This window comes from Variovorax sp. 770b2 (assembly GCF_900115685.1).
Taxonomy (GTDB): Bacteria; Pseudomonadota; Gammaproteobacteria; order Burkholderiales; family Burkholderiaceae_C; genus Variovorax.
In genome coordinates, this window is the sequence record NZ_FOXJ01000001.1 from 2,907,918 (window position 1) to 2,923,263 (window position 15,346).

General features: G+C 66.3%; 15 protein-coding genes. 14 read left to right on the forward strand and 1 reads right to left on the reverse strand.

Annotation, left to right across the window (positions count from 1 at the left end):
• Positions 1–40: 40 nt before the first annotated feature.
• On the reverse strand, positions 41–910 hold the full coding sequence (locus tag BM133_RS13440) for a FadR/GntR family transcriptional regulator (RefSeq protein ID WP_093435316.1): 870 nt from the start codon (positions 908–910) through the stop codon (positions 41–43).
• 116 nt (positions 911–1,026) lie between these two features.
• Here BM133_RS13440 and BM133_RS13445 point away from each other — a divergent pair, with 116 nt between their 5' ends.
• The 14 genes from BM133_RS13445 to BM133_RS13510 all read left to right on the forward strand — a co-directional run bounded on the left by BM133_RS13445 (position 1,027) and on the right by BM133_RS13510 (position 15,310).
• Positions 1,027–1,776 carry an amino acid ABC transporter permease gene (locus BM133_RS13445; RefSeq protein ID WP_093434338.1) on the forward strand — a complete coding sequence of 250 codons (750 nt, stop codon included), beginning with the start codon at positions 1,027–1,029 and terminating at the stop codon, positions 1,774–1,776.
• Positions 1,773–2,429, forward strand: a complete 657-nt coding sequence (locus tag BM133_RS13450; RefSeq protein ID WP_093434340.1) for an amino acid ABC transporter permease — start codon at positions 1,773–1,775, stop codon at positions 2,427–2,429. Before BM133_RS13445 ends, BM133_RS13450 begins: the two co-directional genes overlap by 4 nt.
• Positions 2,413–3,141, forward strand: a complete 729-nt coding sequence (locus BM133_RS13455) for an amino acid ABC transporter ATP-binding protein (RefSeq protein WP_093434341.1) — start codon at positions 2,413–2,415, stop codon at positions 3,139–3,141. The genes BM133_RS13450 and BM133_RS13455 overlap by 17 nt, the downstream gene beginning before the upstream one ends.
• Before the next feature lie 58 nt (positions 3,142–3,199).
• On the forward strand, positions 3,200–3,994 hold the full coding sequence (locus BM133_RS13460; protein WP_093434343.1) for a transporter substrate-binding domain-containing protein: 795 nt from the start codon (positions 3,200–3,202) through the stop codon (positions 3,992–3,994).
• A gap of 14 nt (positions 3,995–4,008) precedes the next feature.
• Positions 4,009–4,830 carry an NAD-dependent epimerase/dehydratase family protein gene (locus BM133_RS13465; protein WP_093434344.1) on the forward strand — a complete coding sequence of 274 codons (822 nt, stop codon included), beginning with the start codon at positions 4,009–4,011 and terminating at the stop codon, positions 4,828–4,830.
• Positions 4,820–5,710 (forward strand): SMP-30/gluconolactonase/LRE family protein, encoded by an 891-nt coding sequence (locus BM133_RS13470; protein WP_093434346.1) that lies wholly within the window; start codon positions 4,820–4,822, stop codon positions 5,708–5,710. Before BM133_RS13465 ends, BM133_RS13470 begins: the two co-directional genes overlap by 11 nt.
• A 48-nt stretch (positions 5,711–5,758) precedes the next feature.
• Positions 5,759–6,736: a TRAP transporter substrate-binding protein gene (locus BM133_RS13475; protein ID WP_093434347.1), complete on the forward strand. Its 978-nt coding sequence runs from the start codon at positions 5,759–5,761 to the stop codon at positions 6,734–6,736.
• A gap of 143 nt (positions 6,737–6,879) precedes the next feature.
• On the forward strand, positions 6,880–7,368 hold the full coding sequence (locus BM133_RS13480) for a TRAP transporter small permease (RefSeq protein WP_093434349.1): 489 nt from the start codon (positions 6,880–6,882) through the stop codon (positions 7,366–7,368).
• A 6-nt stretch (positions 7,369–7,374) separates the two neighbouring features.
• Complete coding sequence (locus tag BM133_RS13485) at positions 7,375–8,670, forward strand: TRAP transporter large permease (RefSeq protein WP_093434350.1); 1,296 nt, start codon at positions 7,375–7,377, stop codon at positions 8,668–8,670.
• Between the two features lie 37 nt (positions 8,671–8,707).
• Positions 8,708–10,297 (forward strand): galactarate dehydratase, encoded by a 1,590-nt coding sequence (garD, locus tag BM133_RS13490; protein WP_093434352.1) that lies wholly within the window; start codon positions 8,708–8,710, stop codon positions 10,295–10,297.
• 86 nt (positions 10,298–10,383) lie between these two features.
• The gene (locus BM133_RS13495; protein ID WP_093434353.1) at positions 10,384–12,432 is read left to right on the forward strand and encodes a hypothetical protein; all 2,049 of its coding nucleotides are present in this window, start codon (positions 10,384–10,386) and stop codon (positions 12,430–12,432) included.
• Positions 12,433–12,463: 31 nt separating this feature from the next.
• Positions 12,464–13,225, forward strand: coding sequence for an SDR family NAD(P)-dependent oxidoreductase (locus BM133_RS13500; RefSeq protein WP_093434355.1), 762 nt, complete (start codon positions 12,464–12,466; stop codon positions 13,223–13,225).
• Between the two features lie 73 nt (positions 13,226–13,298).
• On the forward strand, positions 13,299–14,282 hold the full coding sequence (locus BM133_RS13505; RefSeq protein ID WP_093434356.1) for a tripartite tricarboxylate transporter substrate binding protein: 984 nt from the start codon (positions 13,299–13,301) through the stop codon (positions 14,280–14,282).
• Positions 14,283–14,305: 23 nt separating this feature from the next.
• Entirely contained in the window at positions 14,306–15,310 is a 1,005-nt protein-coding gene (locus tag BM133_RS13510; RefSeq protein WP_093434358.1) for a Bug family tripartite tricarboxylate transporter substrate binding protein, read from the forward strand.
• Positions 15,311–15,346 lie beyond the last annotated feature (36 nt).

Genomic DNA, 15,346 nt, shown 5'->3' on the forward strand with positions numbered 1-15,346 from the left:
AACTAGAAAAACAACTTGTCCAGACTTGGACCCAAAAAATTCAGCGCGAGGGGGAGTTGTCGGACGAAGCGGCGGCGGCCGTCTTGCCCGGCGCGCCTGCTGCATCGGCCTTCGCCTTCTGCGCGGCTTCCTGCGCCATCCGCAGGCGCTCGCGGCTGTTGGTCAGGTGGATGCGCATGGCGGCGCGCGCCGATTCGGGATCGCGGCGCGCGATGGCCGCATAGATCTCTTCGTGCTCGCGGTTGACGCGGCTGAGGTAAGCGCCGCCGTCCTGGATGCGGATGGCGCTGATGCGCGTGCGCGGAATGATCGTGGTGCCCAGATGCCGCATGATGTCGGCGAAATACGGGTTGCCGGTCGACTGCGCGATCTGCAGGTGAAAGCGGAAATCGGGCGCCACGGTGTCGCCGGCGATCGTCACGTTGTGCTCGAAGTCGTCCAGCGCCTGGCGCATCGCAACCAGCTGCTCTTCGGTGCGGCGGCTTGCGGCCAGGCCCGCGGATTCGGTCTCCAGGCTGATGCGCAGCTCCAGCACCGCGAGCACGTCGACCGAGGCGGCGATTTCGCCGGGATCGAGGCGAAACACCCCACCCGCCCGCGGCTGCAGCACGAAGGTGCCCACGCCGTGCAGCGTCTCGACCAGCCCGCCGGCCTGCAGCTTGGAGAGCGCCTCGCGCACCACCGTGCGGCTCACGCCGTAGGCCTGCATGATGGCCGACTCGGTGGGGAGCTTGTCGCCCGGGCGCAGCGACTGGCTGCGGATCTTCTCGCCCAGGTCTTCGACCAGCCCGTGCGCCAGGCCGCGGGAACGCTGGCGCGGCCGCCCCACGAAGGCCGCGGGGCCTCCGGCAGAAGCCGTTTCTGCCGGCGCATCTACTTCCAAGGGATTACCCGCAGTCGTCTGAACCATGGCCACGATGATAATCTCCAATTAGTTGTACGACAACCGATAACTTATCACTCTGACATCTCCTGAAGCCGCTTCGCAAGCCTCTTGAGGGCATTTGCGGTCTCTTCGGCACTCACATGAAGTATTCCCTCGACTTCGCCCCGCTGGCATCGTACTGGCCCGTTTTCATCAACGGCGCATGGCTCACGCTCAAGATGACCGCTTTGGCGGTCGTTGTTGGCGTTTGCGTCGGAACACTGGTCGCGTTCGCCAAGCGCAGCAAGATCAAGCCCCTGGCCCGTGCCTGCACGGTCTACATCGAGATCGTGCGCAACACGCCCTTCCTGGTGCAGATCTTCCTCCTGTACTTCGGCCTGGCGAGCTTCGGCGTGCGCATGCCGACCTTCGCTGCCGCGGTGCTGGCGATGGTGATCAACATCGCGGCCTACGCCGCGGAGATCATCCGCGCCGGCCTCGAGTCGGTGCCCAAGGGGCAGATCGAGGCGGCCGAATGCCTGGGCCTGTCGAAGTGGCGCATCGGCTGGCACGTGATGCTGCAGCCGTCCATCGAGAAGGTGTACCCCGCCCTCACGAGCCAGTTCCTGTTGATGATGCAGGCCTCGGCGATGGCCTCGCAGATCTCGGCCGAAGAGCTCACGGCCATTGCCAACACCGTGCAGTCGGACACCTTCCGCTCGCTGGAGACCTACATCGTGGTCGCGGCGCTGTACCTGGTGCTGTCGCTGTTCATCAAGCTGGTGACCTGGGCGCTCGGCGAATACCTGTTCCGCCGCCGCCGCGTGGTGCGCCGCGCGGCCGCGCAGGCAGGCAAGGTGCAGCCCGCAGCGTCGGCAGCCGCCGTCGCGATCCACGGGGGCGCGGCATGAGCCTTGGCCACTTCACCTTCACGCACCTCATGTACCTGGTGCAGTCGATCGGCTGGACGCTGCTGCTCTCGGCCCTGGCCTTCGTGCTGGGCGCCATCGGCGGCTTCGGGCTGATGCTCGCGCGCATCTCGCCGCGCGCCTGGCTGCGTTGGTTCGCGGTGATCTACATCGAATGCATCCAGGGCATTCCGCTGCTGATCCTGCTGTTCATCGTGTACTTCGGGCTCTCGGTGTACGGCCTCTCGCTGCCCTCGCTGGTGGCGGCCGGCCTGGCGATGATGATCTACGTGAGCGCCTACCTCGGCGACATCTGGCGAGGCTGCATCGAGGCGATGCCCAAGCCGCAGTGGGAAGCCTCCGAGTGCCTGGCGTTCTCGCGCTGGCAGACGCTGCGCCTGGTGATCATTCCGCAGGCCGTGCGCCTGTCGCTGCCGCCCACGGTCGGCTTCCTGGTGCAAATCATCAAGATGACTTCGCTCGCTTCGGTGATCGGCTTCGTGGAGCTCACGCGCGCCGGCCAGATCATCAACAACACTATCTTCCAGCCCTTCCTGGTCTTCTTCCTGGTCGGTGCTTTCTATTTCGCCTTGTGCTATCCGCTGTCGCGTTGGAGCGAAGCGATGGAGAAGAAACTCAATGTCGCCAATCGTTAAGCTCGATCACGTCTACAAAAGCTTCGGAGCCAACCAGGTCCTGAAGGGCGTGTCCTTCGAAGTCGCCAAGGGCGAGATGATCGCGATCATCGGCGCCAGCGGCTCGGGCAAGAGCACCGCGCTGCGCTGCATCGACCGGCTCGAAGTGATCGACAAGGGCACCATCGAGGTCTGCGGCATCCGCGTGGACAGCCCCAACGTCGACCTGAAGCAACTGCGGCTCGAAGTGGGCATCGTGTTCCAGAGCTACAACCTGTTCCCCCACCTCACGGTGCAGGAGAACATCATGCTGGCGCTGCGCCACGTGAAGAAGCAGTCGCGCGGCGAAGCGGCCGACGTGGCGATCCGCGTGCTCGACCAGGTGGGCCTCAAGGCCAAGGCCGACGCCTACCCCGAGCAACTCTCCGGCGGCCAGCAGCAGCGCGTGGCCATTGCGCGCTCGCTCGCGATGTCGCCCAAGGTCATGCTGTTCGACGAGGTCACCTCCGCGCTCGACCCGCAATTGACCGGCGAAGTGCTGCGCGTGATGGAAGACCTCGCGGCCGGCGGCATGACCATGCTGCTGGTGACGCACGAGATGGCCTTCGCCAAGCGCGTGGCCGACCGGATCATCTACATGCACCAGGGCACCGTGTGGGAAACCGGCCCCGGCGAAATGCTCGACGCGCCCAAGACGCCGGAGCTGCATGCCTTCCTGAACAACGGGCTGTAAGCAGGCAGCCCGGGTCTTTTCTCGTTACTCCCATACCAACTTACACCAGGAGATATCCATGAAACTCGGCACCACCTTCACCCGCACATGCATCGCGCTGGCCCTCGTGGCCGGCGTTGCGCAGGCCGCCCTCGCCGACCAGCTGGACGACATCAAGAAGGCCGGCAAGGTGCGCGTGGCCATCGCGATGGGCACGCCGCTCTTCAGCTTTGCCGACGCCAACCTGCAGCCCACCGGCTCCGACGTGGACACCGCCACGCAGCTGGCCAAGGACCTGGGCGTGAAGCTGGAGATCGTCTCGATCACCAACGCCGCCCGCGTGCCCACGCTGCAGGCGCAACGCGCCGACCTGGTGATTGCCGACCTGTCGATCACGCCCGAGCGCGAAAAGGTGGTGGACTTCTCCACGCCCTACGCCGTCATCAGCATCATCGTGGGCGGCCCCAAGAGCATCAAGGTGGCCGACTACGCCGACCTGAACGGCAAGCGCATCGGCCTGACGCGCGCCACCGTGAACGACACGCTCACCACGCAGCAGGCCAAGGGCGCCGAGATCGTGCGCTACGAAGACGATGCCACGCTCATCACCTCGATGGTCACGGGCCAGATCGACCTGTTCTCCAGCACGCCCTCGAACCTGAGCGAAATGATCAAGCAGGCGCCCGCGAAGAACCTGGAGCTGAAGTTCTCGCAGAAGGACTTCGACCTGGGCATCGCCTTCAACAAGGAACAGCCCAAGCTCAAGGAATGGGTCAACGCCTGGGTCGTGACGAACCAGAAGAACGGCAAGTTGAACGCCATCTACAAGAAATACCACGGCCGCGACCTGCCGGAACGCATCACCAAACTGTGAATGGACGAGTGACGATGGAAGCTTCGAACAAGAAACTCAACCGGCTGCTCTTGACCGGCGCGGCCGGGGGCCTGGGCAAGGTGCTGCGCGAGCGGCTCAAGCCCTGTGCGAACGTGCTGCGCCTCTCGGACATCGCATCGCTGGCCCCGGCCGCCGATGCGAGCGAAGAGGTGGTGCCTTGCGACCTGTCGGACAAGGCCGCGGTGCATGCGCTGCTGGAAGGCTGCGACGCGATCGTGCACCTGGGCGGCGTGTCGGTCGAGCGGCCGTTCGAGGAGATTCTCGAAGCCAACATCAAGGGCATCTTCAACGTCTACGAAGCGGCGCGCCGCCACGGTATCAAGCGCGTGGTGTTCGCCAGCTCCAACCACGTGATCGGCTTCTACAAGCAGACCGAGCACATCGATGCGCACGCGGCACGCCGGCCCGACGGGTACTACGGCCTCTCGAAGTCCTTCGGCGAGGACATGGCGCAGTTCTACTTCGACCGCTGGGGCATCGAGACGGTGAGCATCCGCATCGGCTCGTCGTTCCCCGAGCCGCTCAACCGCCGGATGATGAGCACGTGGCTGAGCTACCGCGACCTGACCACGCTGATCGAGAAGTCGCTCTTCACGCCCGACGTGAAGCACACCATCGTCTACGGCATGTCGGACAACCGCGACGTGTGGTGGGACAACAGCGCCGCCGCACACCTGGGCTTCGCGCCGCAGGACAGCTCGGAGGTGTTCCGCGACAAGGTCGAGGCGCAGCCGCCCGTTGCGCCGACCGACCCCAACGCCATCTACCAGGGCGGCGCGTTCACCGCGCAAGGACCTTTCGGCGATGCAGGCTGAGCTCGTTCTCGACGCACGCAACGGCACCGGCGAAAGCCCGGTGTGGCATGCCGCGGAGCAGGCGCTGTACTGGGTGGACATTCCCGCGCGCGCGCTGAACCGCTGGCATGCGAGCGAAGGCCACGCGCAGTGGCATGCGGATGAAATGATCGCCTGCATCGCGCCGCGCGCCGATGCGCCCGGCGCCTGGATCGCGGGCATGGAGAGCGGCCTCTTCTCGCTGCAACCGCAGGCCGACGGCACGCTGGCGGCCACGTCGCTCGCGCACGTCGAGCACGCGGCACCGGCCATGCGCTTCAACGACGGCCGCTGCGACCGCCAGGGCCGCTTCTGGGCCGGAACGATGCTGCTGGACATGGCCGCGGGCGCGCGCGTGGGCCGCCTGTACAGCTACGGCAAAGACAGCGACACCGCCACCCTGCAACTCGACGATCTCATCGTGCCCAACGGCCTGGCCTTCAGCCCCGACGGCCGCACGATGTACCTCTCGGATTCGCACCCGAGCGTGCAGGCGATCTGGGCCTTCGACTACGACACCGACACCGGCACGCCCAGCAACCGGCGCCTGTTCGTGGACATGAAGCCCCTGCCCGGCCGCCCCGACGGCGCGGCGATCGACGTCGATGGCTGCTACTGGATCTGCGGCAACGACGCGGGCCTGGTGCACCGCTTCACGCCCGACGGCCGCCTGGACCGCTCGCTCGAAGTGCCGGTGAAGAAGCCCGCGATGTGCGCCTTCGGCGGCGCAGGGCTCGACATGCTGTTCGTCACCTCGATCCGCCCCGGCGGCATCGATCTCTCGGACCAGCCGCTGGCCGGTGGCGTGTTTGCGCTGTGGCCCGACGTGGCGGGCATGCCCGAGCCGGTCTTCGGCGGCTGAGCTTTTCTTTTCAAGTTTTCGACAACCACCAAGCAGAGGAAGAGACAAATGAAATTCCACAAGACCCTGATCACACTGGCCGTCGGCGCCGCAGCCGCGCTGTCCACCCTGGCTGCCAGTGCCACCGAGTTCCGCTCGGCCGACATCCACCCCGACGACTACCCGACCGTGACGGCAGTCAAGTTCATGAGCGAACGGCTCAAGGCGCTGTCGGGTGGCAAGCACACCATCAAGGTGTTCAACAACAGCTCGCTGGGCAGCGAGAAGGACACCATCGAGCAGACCAAGATCGGCGCGCTGCAGATGGTGCGCGTGAACATCGCGCCCATGAACAACATCTGCGCCGAGACGCAGGTGCCGACCATGCCCTTCCTGTTCCGTTCGGTCGATCACCTGCACAAGGTGCTGGACGGCCCGATCGGCGAGGAGATCCTCAAGTCGTGCGAGAAGCAGGGCTTCATCGGCCTGGCCTACTACGACAGCGGCGCGCGCTCGATGTTCACGGCCAAGAAGCCGGTGCGCACGTTCGCCGACATGAAGGGCCTGAAGGTCCGCGTGCAGCAGTCCGACCTGTGGGTGTCGATGCTCGAGGCCATGGGCGCCAACGCCACGCCGATGCCCATGGGCGAGGTCTACACGGGCCTGAAGACCGGCCTGATCGACGCCGCCGAGAACAACTACCCCACGTATGAAAGCGCCCGCGCCTTCGAAGTGGCCAAGTACTACAGCAAGACCGAGCACTCGATGGCGCCCGAGATGCTGCTGTTCTCCAAGCGCGCGTGGGACAAGCTCTCCACCGAGGAACAAGGCTGGATCCGCCAGGCCGCCAAGGAGTCGGTGCCCTACATGCGCAAGCAATGGGAAGAGCGCGAGATCAAGTCGCTCGCCATCGTGAAGGCCGGCGGCGCCGAGATCATCGAAGTCGACAAGGCCCCGTTCCAGGCCGCGATGAAGCCGGTGTACGACAAGTTCATCACCGACGCGAAGCTGAAAGACCTGGTCAAGCGCGTGCAGGACACGAAGTAAGCAAGTCGGTCGGTTGAATTGGCTCCTTCCCCCGCTGGGGGAAGGTCGGGATGGGGGCACGACGGCGCTGGCACAGAGACGCCGCTTGCCCCCACCCCTGCCCTCCCCCGGAAGGGGAGGGAGAAAGACAAAGAAGAACTCTCATGTACACCAAACTTTGCCGCACCCTCGCCCGTGCCTGCATGTGGTTGGGCATCCTCGGTCTCGTCGCAGTGATCTGCGCCGTGAGCTGGCAGGTGTTCGGCCGCTACGTGCTCAACAACACGCCGACCTGGGCTGAAAGCCTCGCCCTGCTGCTGGTGATCTACGTCACGATGTTCGGCGTGGCGGTCGGCGTGCGCGATGCGGGCCACATCGGCCTGGAATCGTTCCTCGTGCTCGCGCCCGACTGGCTGCGCCTGAAGATGGAATACCTGATCCACGCGCTCATCCTGCTGTTCGGCCTGGCCATGGCCTGGAACTGCGCCTCGCTCGCCGAATCGGTGTGGGACTACCGCCTGCCCACGCTCTGGATTTCCGAGGGCTGGAAATACGTGCCCGCCTCGGTGGCCGGCGTCCTCATCGTGATGTTCTCCATCGAACACATCATCGCGCTGGCACAAGGCCGCGAAGTCGAACCTGCCTGGGCCTGAGCCACCATGACGATCCCTCTCCTCATTCTTTGCCTCTCGTTCACGGCCTTCCTGCTGCTGGGCGTGCCGGTCGCTTTCTCGATCGGCCTGTCGGCCCTGGCCACGCTGCTGTATGAAGGCCTGCCGCTCGCGGTGGGCTTCCAGCAGATGACCTCGGGCATGGGCATCTTCTCGTTCCTGGCGATTCCGTTCTTCATCTTCGCCGGCGAGCTGATGCTCTACGGCGGCATCGCCGACCGCATCGTCAACTTCGCGCGCAACCTGGTGGGCCATGTGCGCGGGGGCCTGGGCATGTCGAACGTGGTGGCCTGCACGCTCTTTGGCGGCGTCTCGGGCTCGCCCGTGGCGGACGTCTCGGCCATGGGCGCCGTGATGATCCCGATGATGAAGAAGGAGGGCTATCACGCCGACTACGCGGTCAACGTGACGACCCACGCGGCACTGGTCGGCGCGCTGATGCCGACCAGCCACAACCTGATCATCTATTCGCTCGCGGCAGGCGGCAAGGTGTCGATCGCGGCGCTCATCCTGGCGGCGCTGCTGCCGGCGGCCGTGCTCACCCTCAGCAACCTCGCGGCCGCCTACCTGGTGGCCGTGAAGCGCGGCTACCCGGCCGGCAAGTTCCCGGGCTGGGACATCGTGGCGCGTTCGTTCGCGGCGGCGCTGCCGGGCCTCTTCATCGTGGTGCTGATCCTCGGCGGCATCCTGTCGGGCATCTTCACGGCGACCGAATCGGCGGCGGTGGCTGTGCTCTATGCGCTGGGGCTCACGATCTTCGTGTACCGCACGCTGAAGTGGGAGCACTTCATCAAGGCCGCATCGAAGGCGGTGCGCACCACCGGGGTGATCCTGCTTTTGATCGGCATCTCCAGCACCTTCGGCTACCTCATCAGCCTCTACGGCGTGGCCGAACTCACGGGCCAGATGCTGTCGCAGGTGACCACCACGCCGTGGATGATCTTCCTGCTCATCAACATCATCCTGTTCGTTCTGGGCACCTTCCTGGACATGGCCGCGACGATCCTCCTGTGCACGCCGATCTTCCTGCCGATCGCGCAGCACTACGGCATGAGCTCGGTGCAGTTCGGCGTGGTGATGCTGATCAACTGCGCGCTCGGCCTGAACACGCCGCCGGTGGGCACCACGCAATTCGTGGGCTGCGCGATCGGCGGCGTCTCGGTGGGCACGGTGATGAAGACGATCTGGCCGTTCTACGGCGCGTTGATCTTCGCGCTCGGCGTGGTCACCTTCGTGCCCGCGTTCTCGACCTGGCTGCCCGGCCTCTTCATGGTCGTGAAGTAAGCAAAGAAGCAAGAAGCAAAAAGGAAAGGGCCCCACGATGGCCGAGACGAACACCCGCCCCCCGCTCTGCATCCGCATCCACGCGGCCGACAACGTCGCCATCGTCGCGAACGATGGCGGCCTGAAGACGGGCGCCACGTTCGCCGACGGCCTCGTGCTGGTGGACAACGTGCCGCAAGGCCACAAGGTCGCGCTCGTCGACCTGGCCGAGGGCGATGCCATCGTTCGCTACAACGTGGTGATCGGCTACGCGCAGAAGGCACTCGCGCGCGGCAGCTGGGTGCACGAGCGCGTGATGCGCATGCCCACGGCACCCGAGCTGGAAGGCCTGCCCCTCGCGACCGTGAAGCCGCCGGCCATGCCGCCGCTGGAGGGCTACACCTTCGAGGGCTACCGCAACGCGGACGGCTCGGTGGGCTCGCGCAACATCCTGGCCATCACGCAGACCGTGCAGTGCGTGGCCGGCGTCACCGAATTCGCGGTGCAGCGCATCAAGGCAGAACTGCTGCCGAAATTTCCGAACGTCGACGACGTGGTGGCGCTGGCGCACAGCTACGGCTGCGGCGTCGCCATCGACGCGCCCGACGCGATCATCCCGATCCGCACGCTGCGCAACATCAGCCTGAACCCCAACTTCGGCGGCGAGGTGATGGTGGTGAGCCTGGGCTGCGAGAAGCTGCAGCCCGAGCGCCTGCTGCCGCCCGGCACCATTCCGATTGCGGACCAGCGCGGCGAAGGCGCCGCATCCGGTGCGGCCGATGCGGCGCTCGACGTGGTGTGCCTGCAGGACGACGCGCATGTCGGCTTCATGTCGATGATCGATTCGGTCATGCGCCAGGCCGAGGTGCACCTCGCGCGGCTGAACGCACGCCGGCGCGAGACCGTGCCCGCGAGCGAACTGGTGGTGGGCGTGCAGTGCGGCGGCAGCGATGCTTTTTCCGGCGTCACCGCGAACCCGGCGGTGGGCTTTGCCACCGACCTCCTGGTGCGCGCGGGCGCCACCGTGATGTTCTCGGAAACCACCGAGGTGCGCGACGGCATCGACCAGCTCACCTCGCGCGCGTCCTCGCCCGAGGTGGCCGAGGCCATGATCCGCGAGATGGCCTGGTACGACGCCTACCTGCAGAAGGGGCGCGTGGACCGCAGCGCCAACACCACGCCGGGCAACAAGAAGGGCGGGCTCTCGAACATCGTGGAGAAGGCGATGGGCTCGATCGTGAAGTCGGGCTCGGCGCCGATCTCTGGCGTGCTCTCGCCGGGCGAAAAGGCGAAACAGAAGGGCCTGATCTACGCCGCCACGCCGGCCAGCGATTTCATCTGCGGCACGCTGCAGCTGGCCGCCGGCATCAACCTGCACATCTTCACGACCGGCCGCGGCACGCCCTACGGCCTGGCCGAAGTGCCGGTCATCAAGGTCGCCACGCGCAGCGACCTCGCGCGCCGCTGGCACGACCTGATGGACGTGAACGCGGGCTGCATCGCCGATGGCGACGCCACCATCGAGGACGTGGGCTGGGAGCTGTTCCGGCTGATGCTCGAGGTGGCCAGCGGCAGGAAGAAGACCTGGGCGGAGCACTGGAAGCTGCACAACGCGCTCGTGCTCTTCAACCCCGCACCCGTGACCTGAGGAGGGGGTGACGGCGGCAACCTGATCCGGATGGCACGGCGGAGGAGCCGGGCCTGGTTTTTTTCTACAACAGAAGGAGATAGAGGATGCAGAAACCCAAGCTGGTATTGAGCCTGATCGCGGGCGCCGCCCTGCTCACCGCATGCGGCGGTGGGAGCGACAACGGTGGCACGTTCTTTCCGCCGATCGCGGTCAATCCACCGGCTCCGCCGCCGGCGCCCCCGGCCGAGACGCCCGTGGACCCCGAAGTGCTCGCCGCCCAGCCCAAGCTGTCGAACAAGCCGATGGACGACATCGTGCGAGACAACCTGCTGCCCACCATCGACCGCTTGTTCGAGCAGGTGCGCGCGCAGGGCATCAAGACCGTGATCCAGGGACAGGAAGTGTTCGCGCCCACGAGCGGCGACAAGTTTCTTCCGGGCAAGGTCGCCATCGGTTTCTCGTACCTGCTGCTGAACACCCCGCCCTCGGACCCGAAGTACCAGACCTACCTGGACGGCTACCGCGAGATCGCGGACATCACCATCGATTCGACCAACGACAGCTGGGGCATCTACTACTACATGTCGGCCCTGTGGAAGCTCAAGAAGGCGGGCCTCCTGGACGGCGCGAGCCCCGCGATCAGCGCGGGCACGCTGGACAAGCTCAAGACCAGGCTGGACTGGCGCGCCTTCGTCAACCCGGCCGACTATTCGCTGATCAACCTGCCCACCAACTACTACGGCGTGGCCTTCAGCATCGCGCGCCTGCGCTACCTCATGGGCTGGGAAGGCCCCGAGGCCAGCGAGGCGCTGCTGCAGAAGATGATCAACCACTACAAGACCTTCTCGGCCTTCGGCTTCTCCGACGAGACCGATGGCAGCGGGCGCTTCGACCGCTACAGCATCCTCTTGATCGGCGAGATCATGCAGCGCCTGATCGAGACGGGCATGACGGTCTCGCCCGAGGACGAAGCCTCGCTCAAGGGGTGGCTGCGCCAGTCGGTGGACGTGATCAAGGCCAGGCTCAACCCGGCCGGCAACGGCGTGGACTTCGGCCGCAGCCTCGCGGGCTACGCGGACACGGCCTTCGCCGAAGTGCTCTCGGCGGCCGAGCACGAGAACGTGCTCACCGCCGAAGAGAAAGACATCGCCTACGCCTTCGCCACGCGCATCACGGCCAAGTACGTGGAGTTCTGGTACGACGCCGAGGCCGGTTCGCTCAACATGTGGAACAAGGGCCGGCGCGTGGACAGCTACCGCGGCATCGCGCGCATCCTGGGCGAGAACCTGAGCCTGTCGCACCAGCTCATCTACACCAACAACCTCTGGAAGAGCGCGGGCTATGCGCAGAAGCCGCCGGTGTCGACGCAGACCTTCCTGGCCTACCTGGACAAGCTGCCGCGCGCGACGCTCACCAAATTCGCCGGCTTCGACGGCCAGCCCGCCACCTACGACCGGGGCCTGGTCACCTACCGCGACGGCCTGCGCGTGATCAGCCTGCCGGTGGTGAACGGCGCGGCCACCTACCACCGCACCAACCCGTACTTCGCGGTGCCCTACTCGTACAACATGCTCTCGGGCGTGGCCGATACGCGCTGGCCGCAGCTGCAGCCGCAATTCACTTTCGTGAATGCGGGCACGCCGCAGGTGCTGATTCCGGCGTCCTACCAGAAGAACCTGAAGGTGCTCGACGCGGGCCAGGTGCTGGTGGTGAACTACGAACAGGACGCGATGGACCGCGTGGCCGGCACCGGCAGCGGCGGCAATCCGTTCAAGGACGCGCGCATCACCTCCTCGACGGCCTACACCTTCGAGCCGGGCCGGATCACCCGCGTCGATACCTACACGCCCGCGGGCACGCTGGACATCGGCAAGGTCGAGATGGAATTCGGCTCGTATTCGGACGGCGTGACCGCGCTGGGCAACAACAAATTCAGCTACGCCAACGGCGACGTGCAGGGCTTCGAGGTCGAAGGCCTGCAGGACTGCGCACCGGTCGACGTGAGCGCCAACGCGGACTACAACACGCCCACCGGCGCGCTCAAGACCAGCATCCGCTGCAGCGCGCCGGCCTTCAGCTTCAGCACGCCGCTCACCATCAAGTGGGTGCTGAAGTACCGCTCGCCCAGCGTGGCGTCCATCGCACCGCGCTGACCTTCTTTCGATTTCATCAACGGAACCCCTCATGGAAGACCTCAAGGACAAGACCGCGCTCGTCACCGGTGCCAGCACCGGCATCGGTGCGGCGGTGGCCATCGCCTTCGCCGCGCGCGGCATGCGCGTGGCGGTGCACTACAACAGCTCGGCCGACGCGGCCAGCCAGGTCGTCGCGACGATCCGCGCCGCCGGCGGCACCGCGTTCGCGGTGAAGGCCGACGTGCGCGACACCGGCGCGATCCGCGACTGCGTGAAGCAGACCCAGGCGGAGTTCGGCCGCATCGACGTGCTGGTGAACAACGCGGGCAGCCTGGTCAAGCGCGTGCCCATTGCCGAGTTCGACGACGCGCTGTTCGACGAGGTGATGCACATCAACGCGCGCTCGGTGCTCGCGTTCTGCCGGGAGGTGGTTCCCCTGATGCGCACGCAGGGCGGGGGCAACATCATCAACGTGACCTCGGTCGCGGCGCGCACCGGCGGCGGGCCGGCCGCGTACCTGTACGCGGGCTCCAAGGGCTTCGTGAGCACGGCCACGCACGGCCTCGCCAAGGAACTGGTGGGCGACCGCATCCGCGTCAACGCGGTGGCGCCGGGCGTGATCCAGACGCCCTTCCAGGACCGCTTCTCGACGCCCGCGATGCTGGAGAACTTCAGGGCGAGCATTCCGATGGGGCGCATCGGCGAGCCCGAGGAATGCGTCGGTGCGTTTCTTTACCTGGCGTCGGAGCAGCTCTCGGGCTATGTGACGGGCCAGGTCATCGAGGTGAATGGCGGGCAGTACATGCCCTGACATTTTTTTGGAGAGACGGCCCTCGCTGCGGGGTCGTTCGTGGATCGGATCAACAACGGAGACAAGAGACATCATGAAAAGAAGCACACTCATTCGCGGCCTCGCGGCCCTCTCGGCCACGGCCACCCTCTCGCTCGGCCTCGCCTCGACGGCCGCGGCGCAGGCGGCCAACGACTTCCCGAACCGCTCGATCGAGCTGCTGGTGCCCTACCAGCCGGGCGGCGGCACCGACGGCCTCGCGCGCGCTTTCTCGGAAGCCAGCCGCAAGCACATCTCGCAGAGCATCGTGATCGTCAACCGCCCCGGCGCGGGCGGCGCCATCGGCTGGACCGAGGTGATCAACGCCAAGCCCGACGGCTACAAGCTCGCGGTGCTCACGGTCGAGCTGCTCACGCTGCCGCACCTGGGCCTGGCCAAGTTCAACTACGACGACTTCCAGCCGATCGCGCAGCTCAACGCCGACCCGGCCGCGATCACCGTGAAGGCCGATGCGCCGTGGAACACCATCGAGGAGTTCCTTGCCGCCGCGAAGAAATCGCCCGAAGGCATCCGCGTGGGCAACTCGGGCAACGGCTCGATCTGGCACCTTGCGGCCGCCGCGCTGGAAGACAAGACCGGCACCAAGTTCGGCCACATCCCGTTCCAGGGCGCGGCGCCCGCGGTGCTCGCGCTCCTGGGCGGCCACATCGAAGCCGTGGCGGTGAGCCCGGCCGAAGTGACGACGCACGTGCAGGGCGGCAAGCTCAAGGTGCTGATGGTGATGGCCGACAAGCGCGTGAAGGGCTTCGAGAAGGTGCCCACCGCCAAGGAGCGCGGCATCGACCTGTCGATCGGCACCTGGCGCGGCATCGGCGCGCCGAAGAACACGCCGCCCGAAGTGATGGCCAAGCTGCGCGAGATCACCGCCAAGACGGCCGCCGAGCCGCTCATGCACGAGGTGATGGACAAGCAGAACCTGGGCTACGTCTACACCGACGGCGCCGTGTTCAAGGAGACGCTGGCCAAGGACAACGTGTACTTCAAGCAGCTGATCACCAAGCTCAACATCAAGCCATGACCCGGCCCTCGGAGACCAGAGACATGCAACGCCGCACACTGATCCGAGGCGCCCTCGCCACCTCGATCGCCTCCTCGCTTGCAACGGCCCTGCCCGCGTTCGCGCAGAGCAGCAACACCTGGCCGACGGGCAAGGCCATCACCTACCTCGTGCCCTTTCCCGCGGGCGGCACCACCGACGTGCTGGGCCGGCTGATCGGCCAGAAGCTGGGCACCGTGCTGGGCACCAGCGTGATCATCGACAACAAGGGCGGCGCCGGCGGCAGCGTGGGCTCGGAGGTCGGCGCGCGCGCGGCGCCCGATGGCTTCACGCTGGTGGGCGGCACGATCAGCTCGCATGCGATCAACGTGAGCCTGTATCCCAAGATCGGCTACGACCCGCAGAAATCGTTCGCGCCGGTCACGCTGATCGGCACCAACCCGGTGGTGCTGGTGGTGAACCAGGCGAGCCCGTACAAGACGTTGAAGGACGTGCTCGATGCGAGCAAGGCCAAGCCGGGCGGGCTCTCGTCGGCCTCGGCCGGCACGGGCACCTCGCAGCACCTGGCGCTGGAGTTGCTGGCCTTCAAGTCGGGCGTGAAGTTCACGCACATCCCGTACAAGGGCAGCGGCCCGGCGATCCAGGACGCGATCGGCGGCCAGGTCGACATGATGTTCGACACCACGGTGGTGGCGGGCCCGCACATCCAGAGCGGCAAGCTGCGCGCCATCGCCGTCACCTCGGCCCAGCGCCTGGCCTCGATGCCCGACGTGCCGACGGTGGCCGAGTCGGGCGTGCAGGGGCTGAAGGATTTCGAGGTGGTGTCGTGGCAGGCGATCTTCGTGCCCGCGGGCACGCCGGCGCCGGTTGTCGATCGTCTGCACACCGAGATCCGCAAGATCCTCGCGACGCCCGAGATGCAGGACAAGCTCAAGGGCTTCGGCATGGAGCCCACCGACCTGTCGACCGCGCAGATCGCGGCGTTCCAGAAGGCCGAAGTGGAGAAGTGGGCGCAGGTGATCAAGGCTGCGGGGATCAAGGCGGAGTAGTTCGCCGACCGGCGCTCGCCAACGCAAAACCGAGGG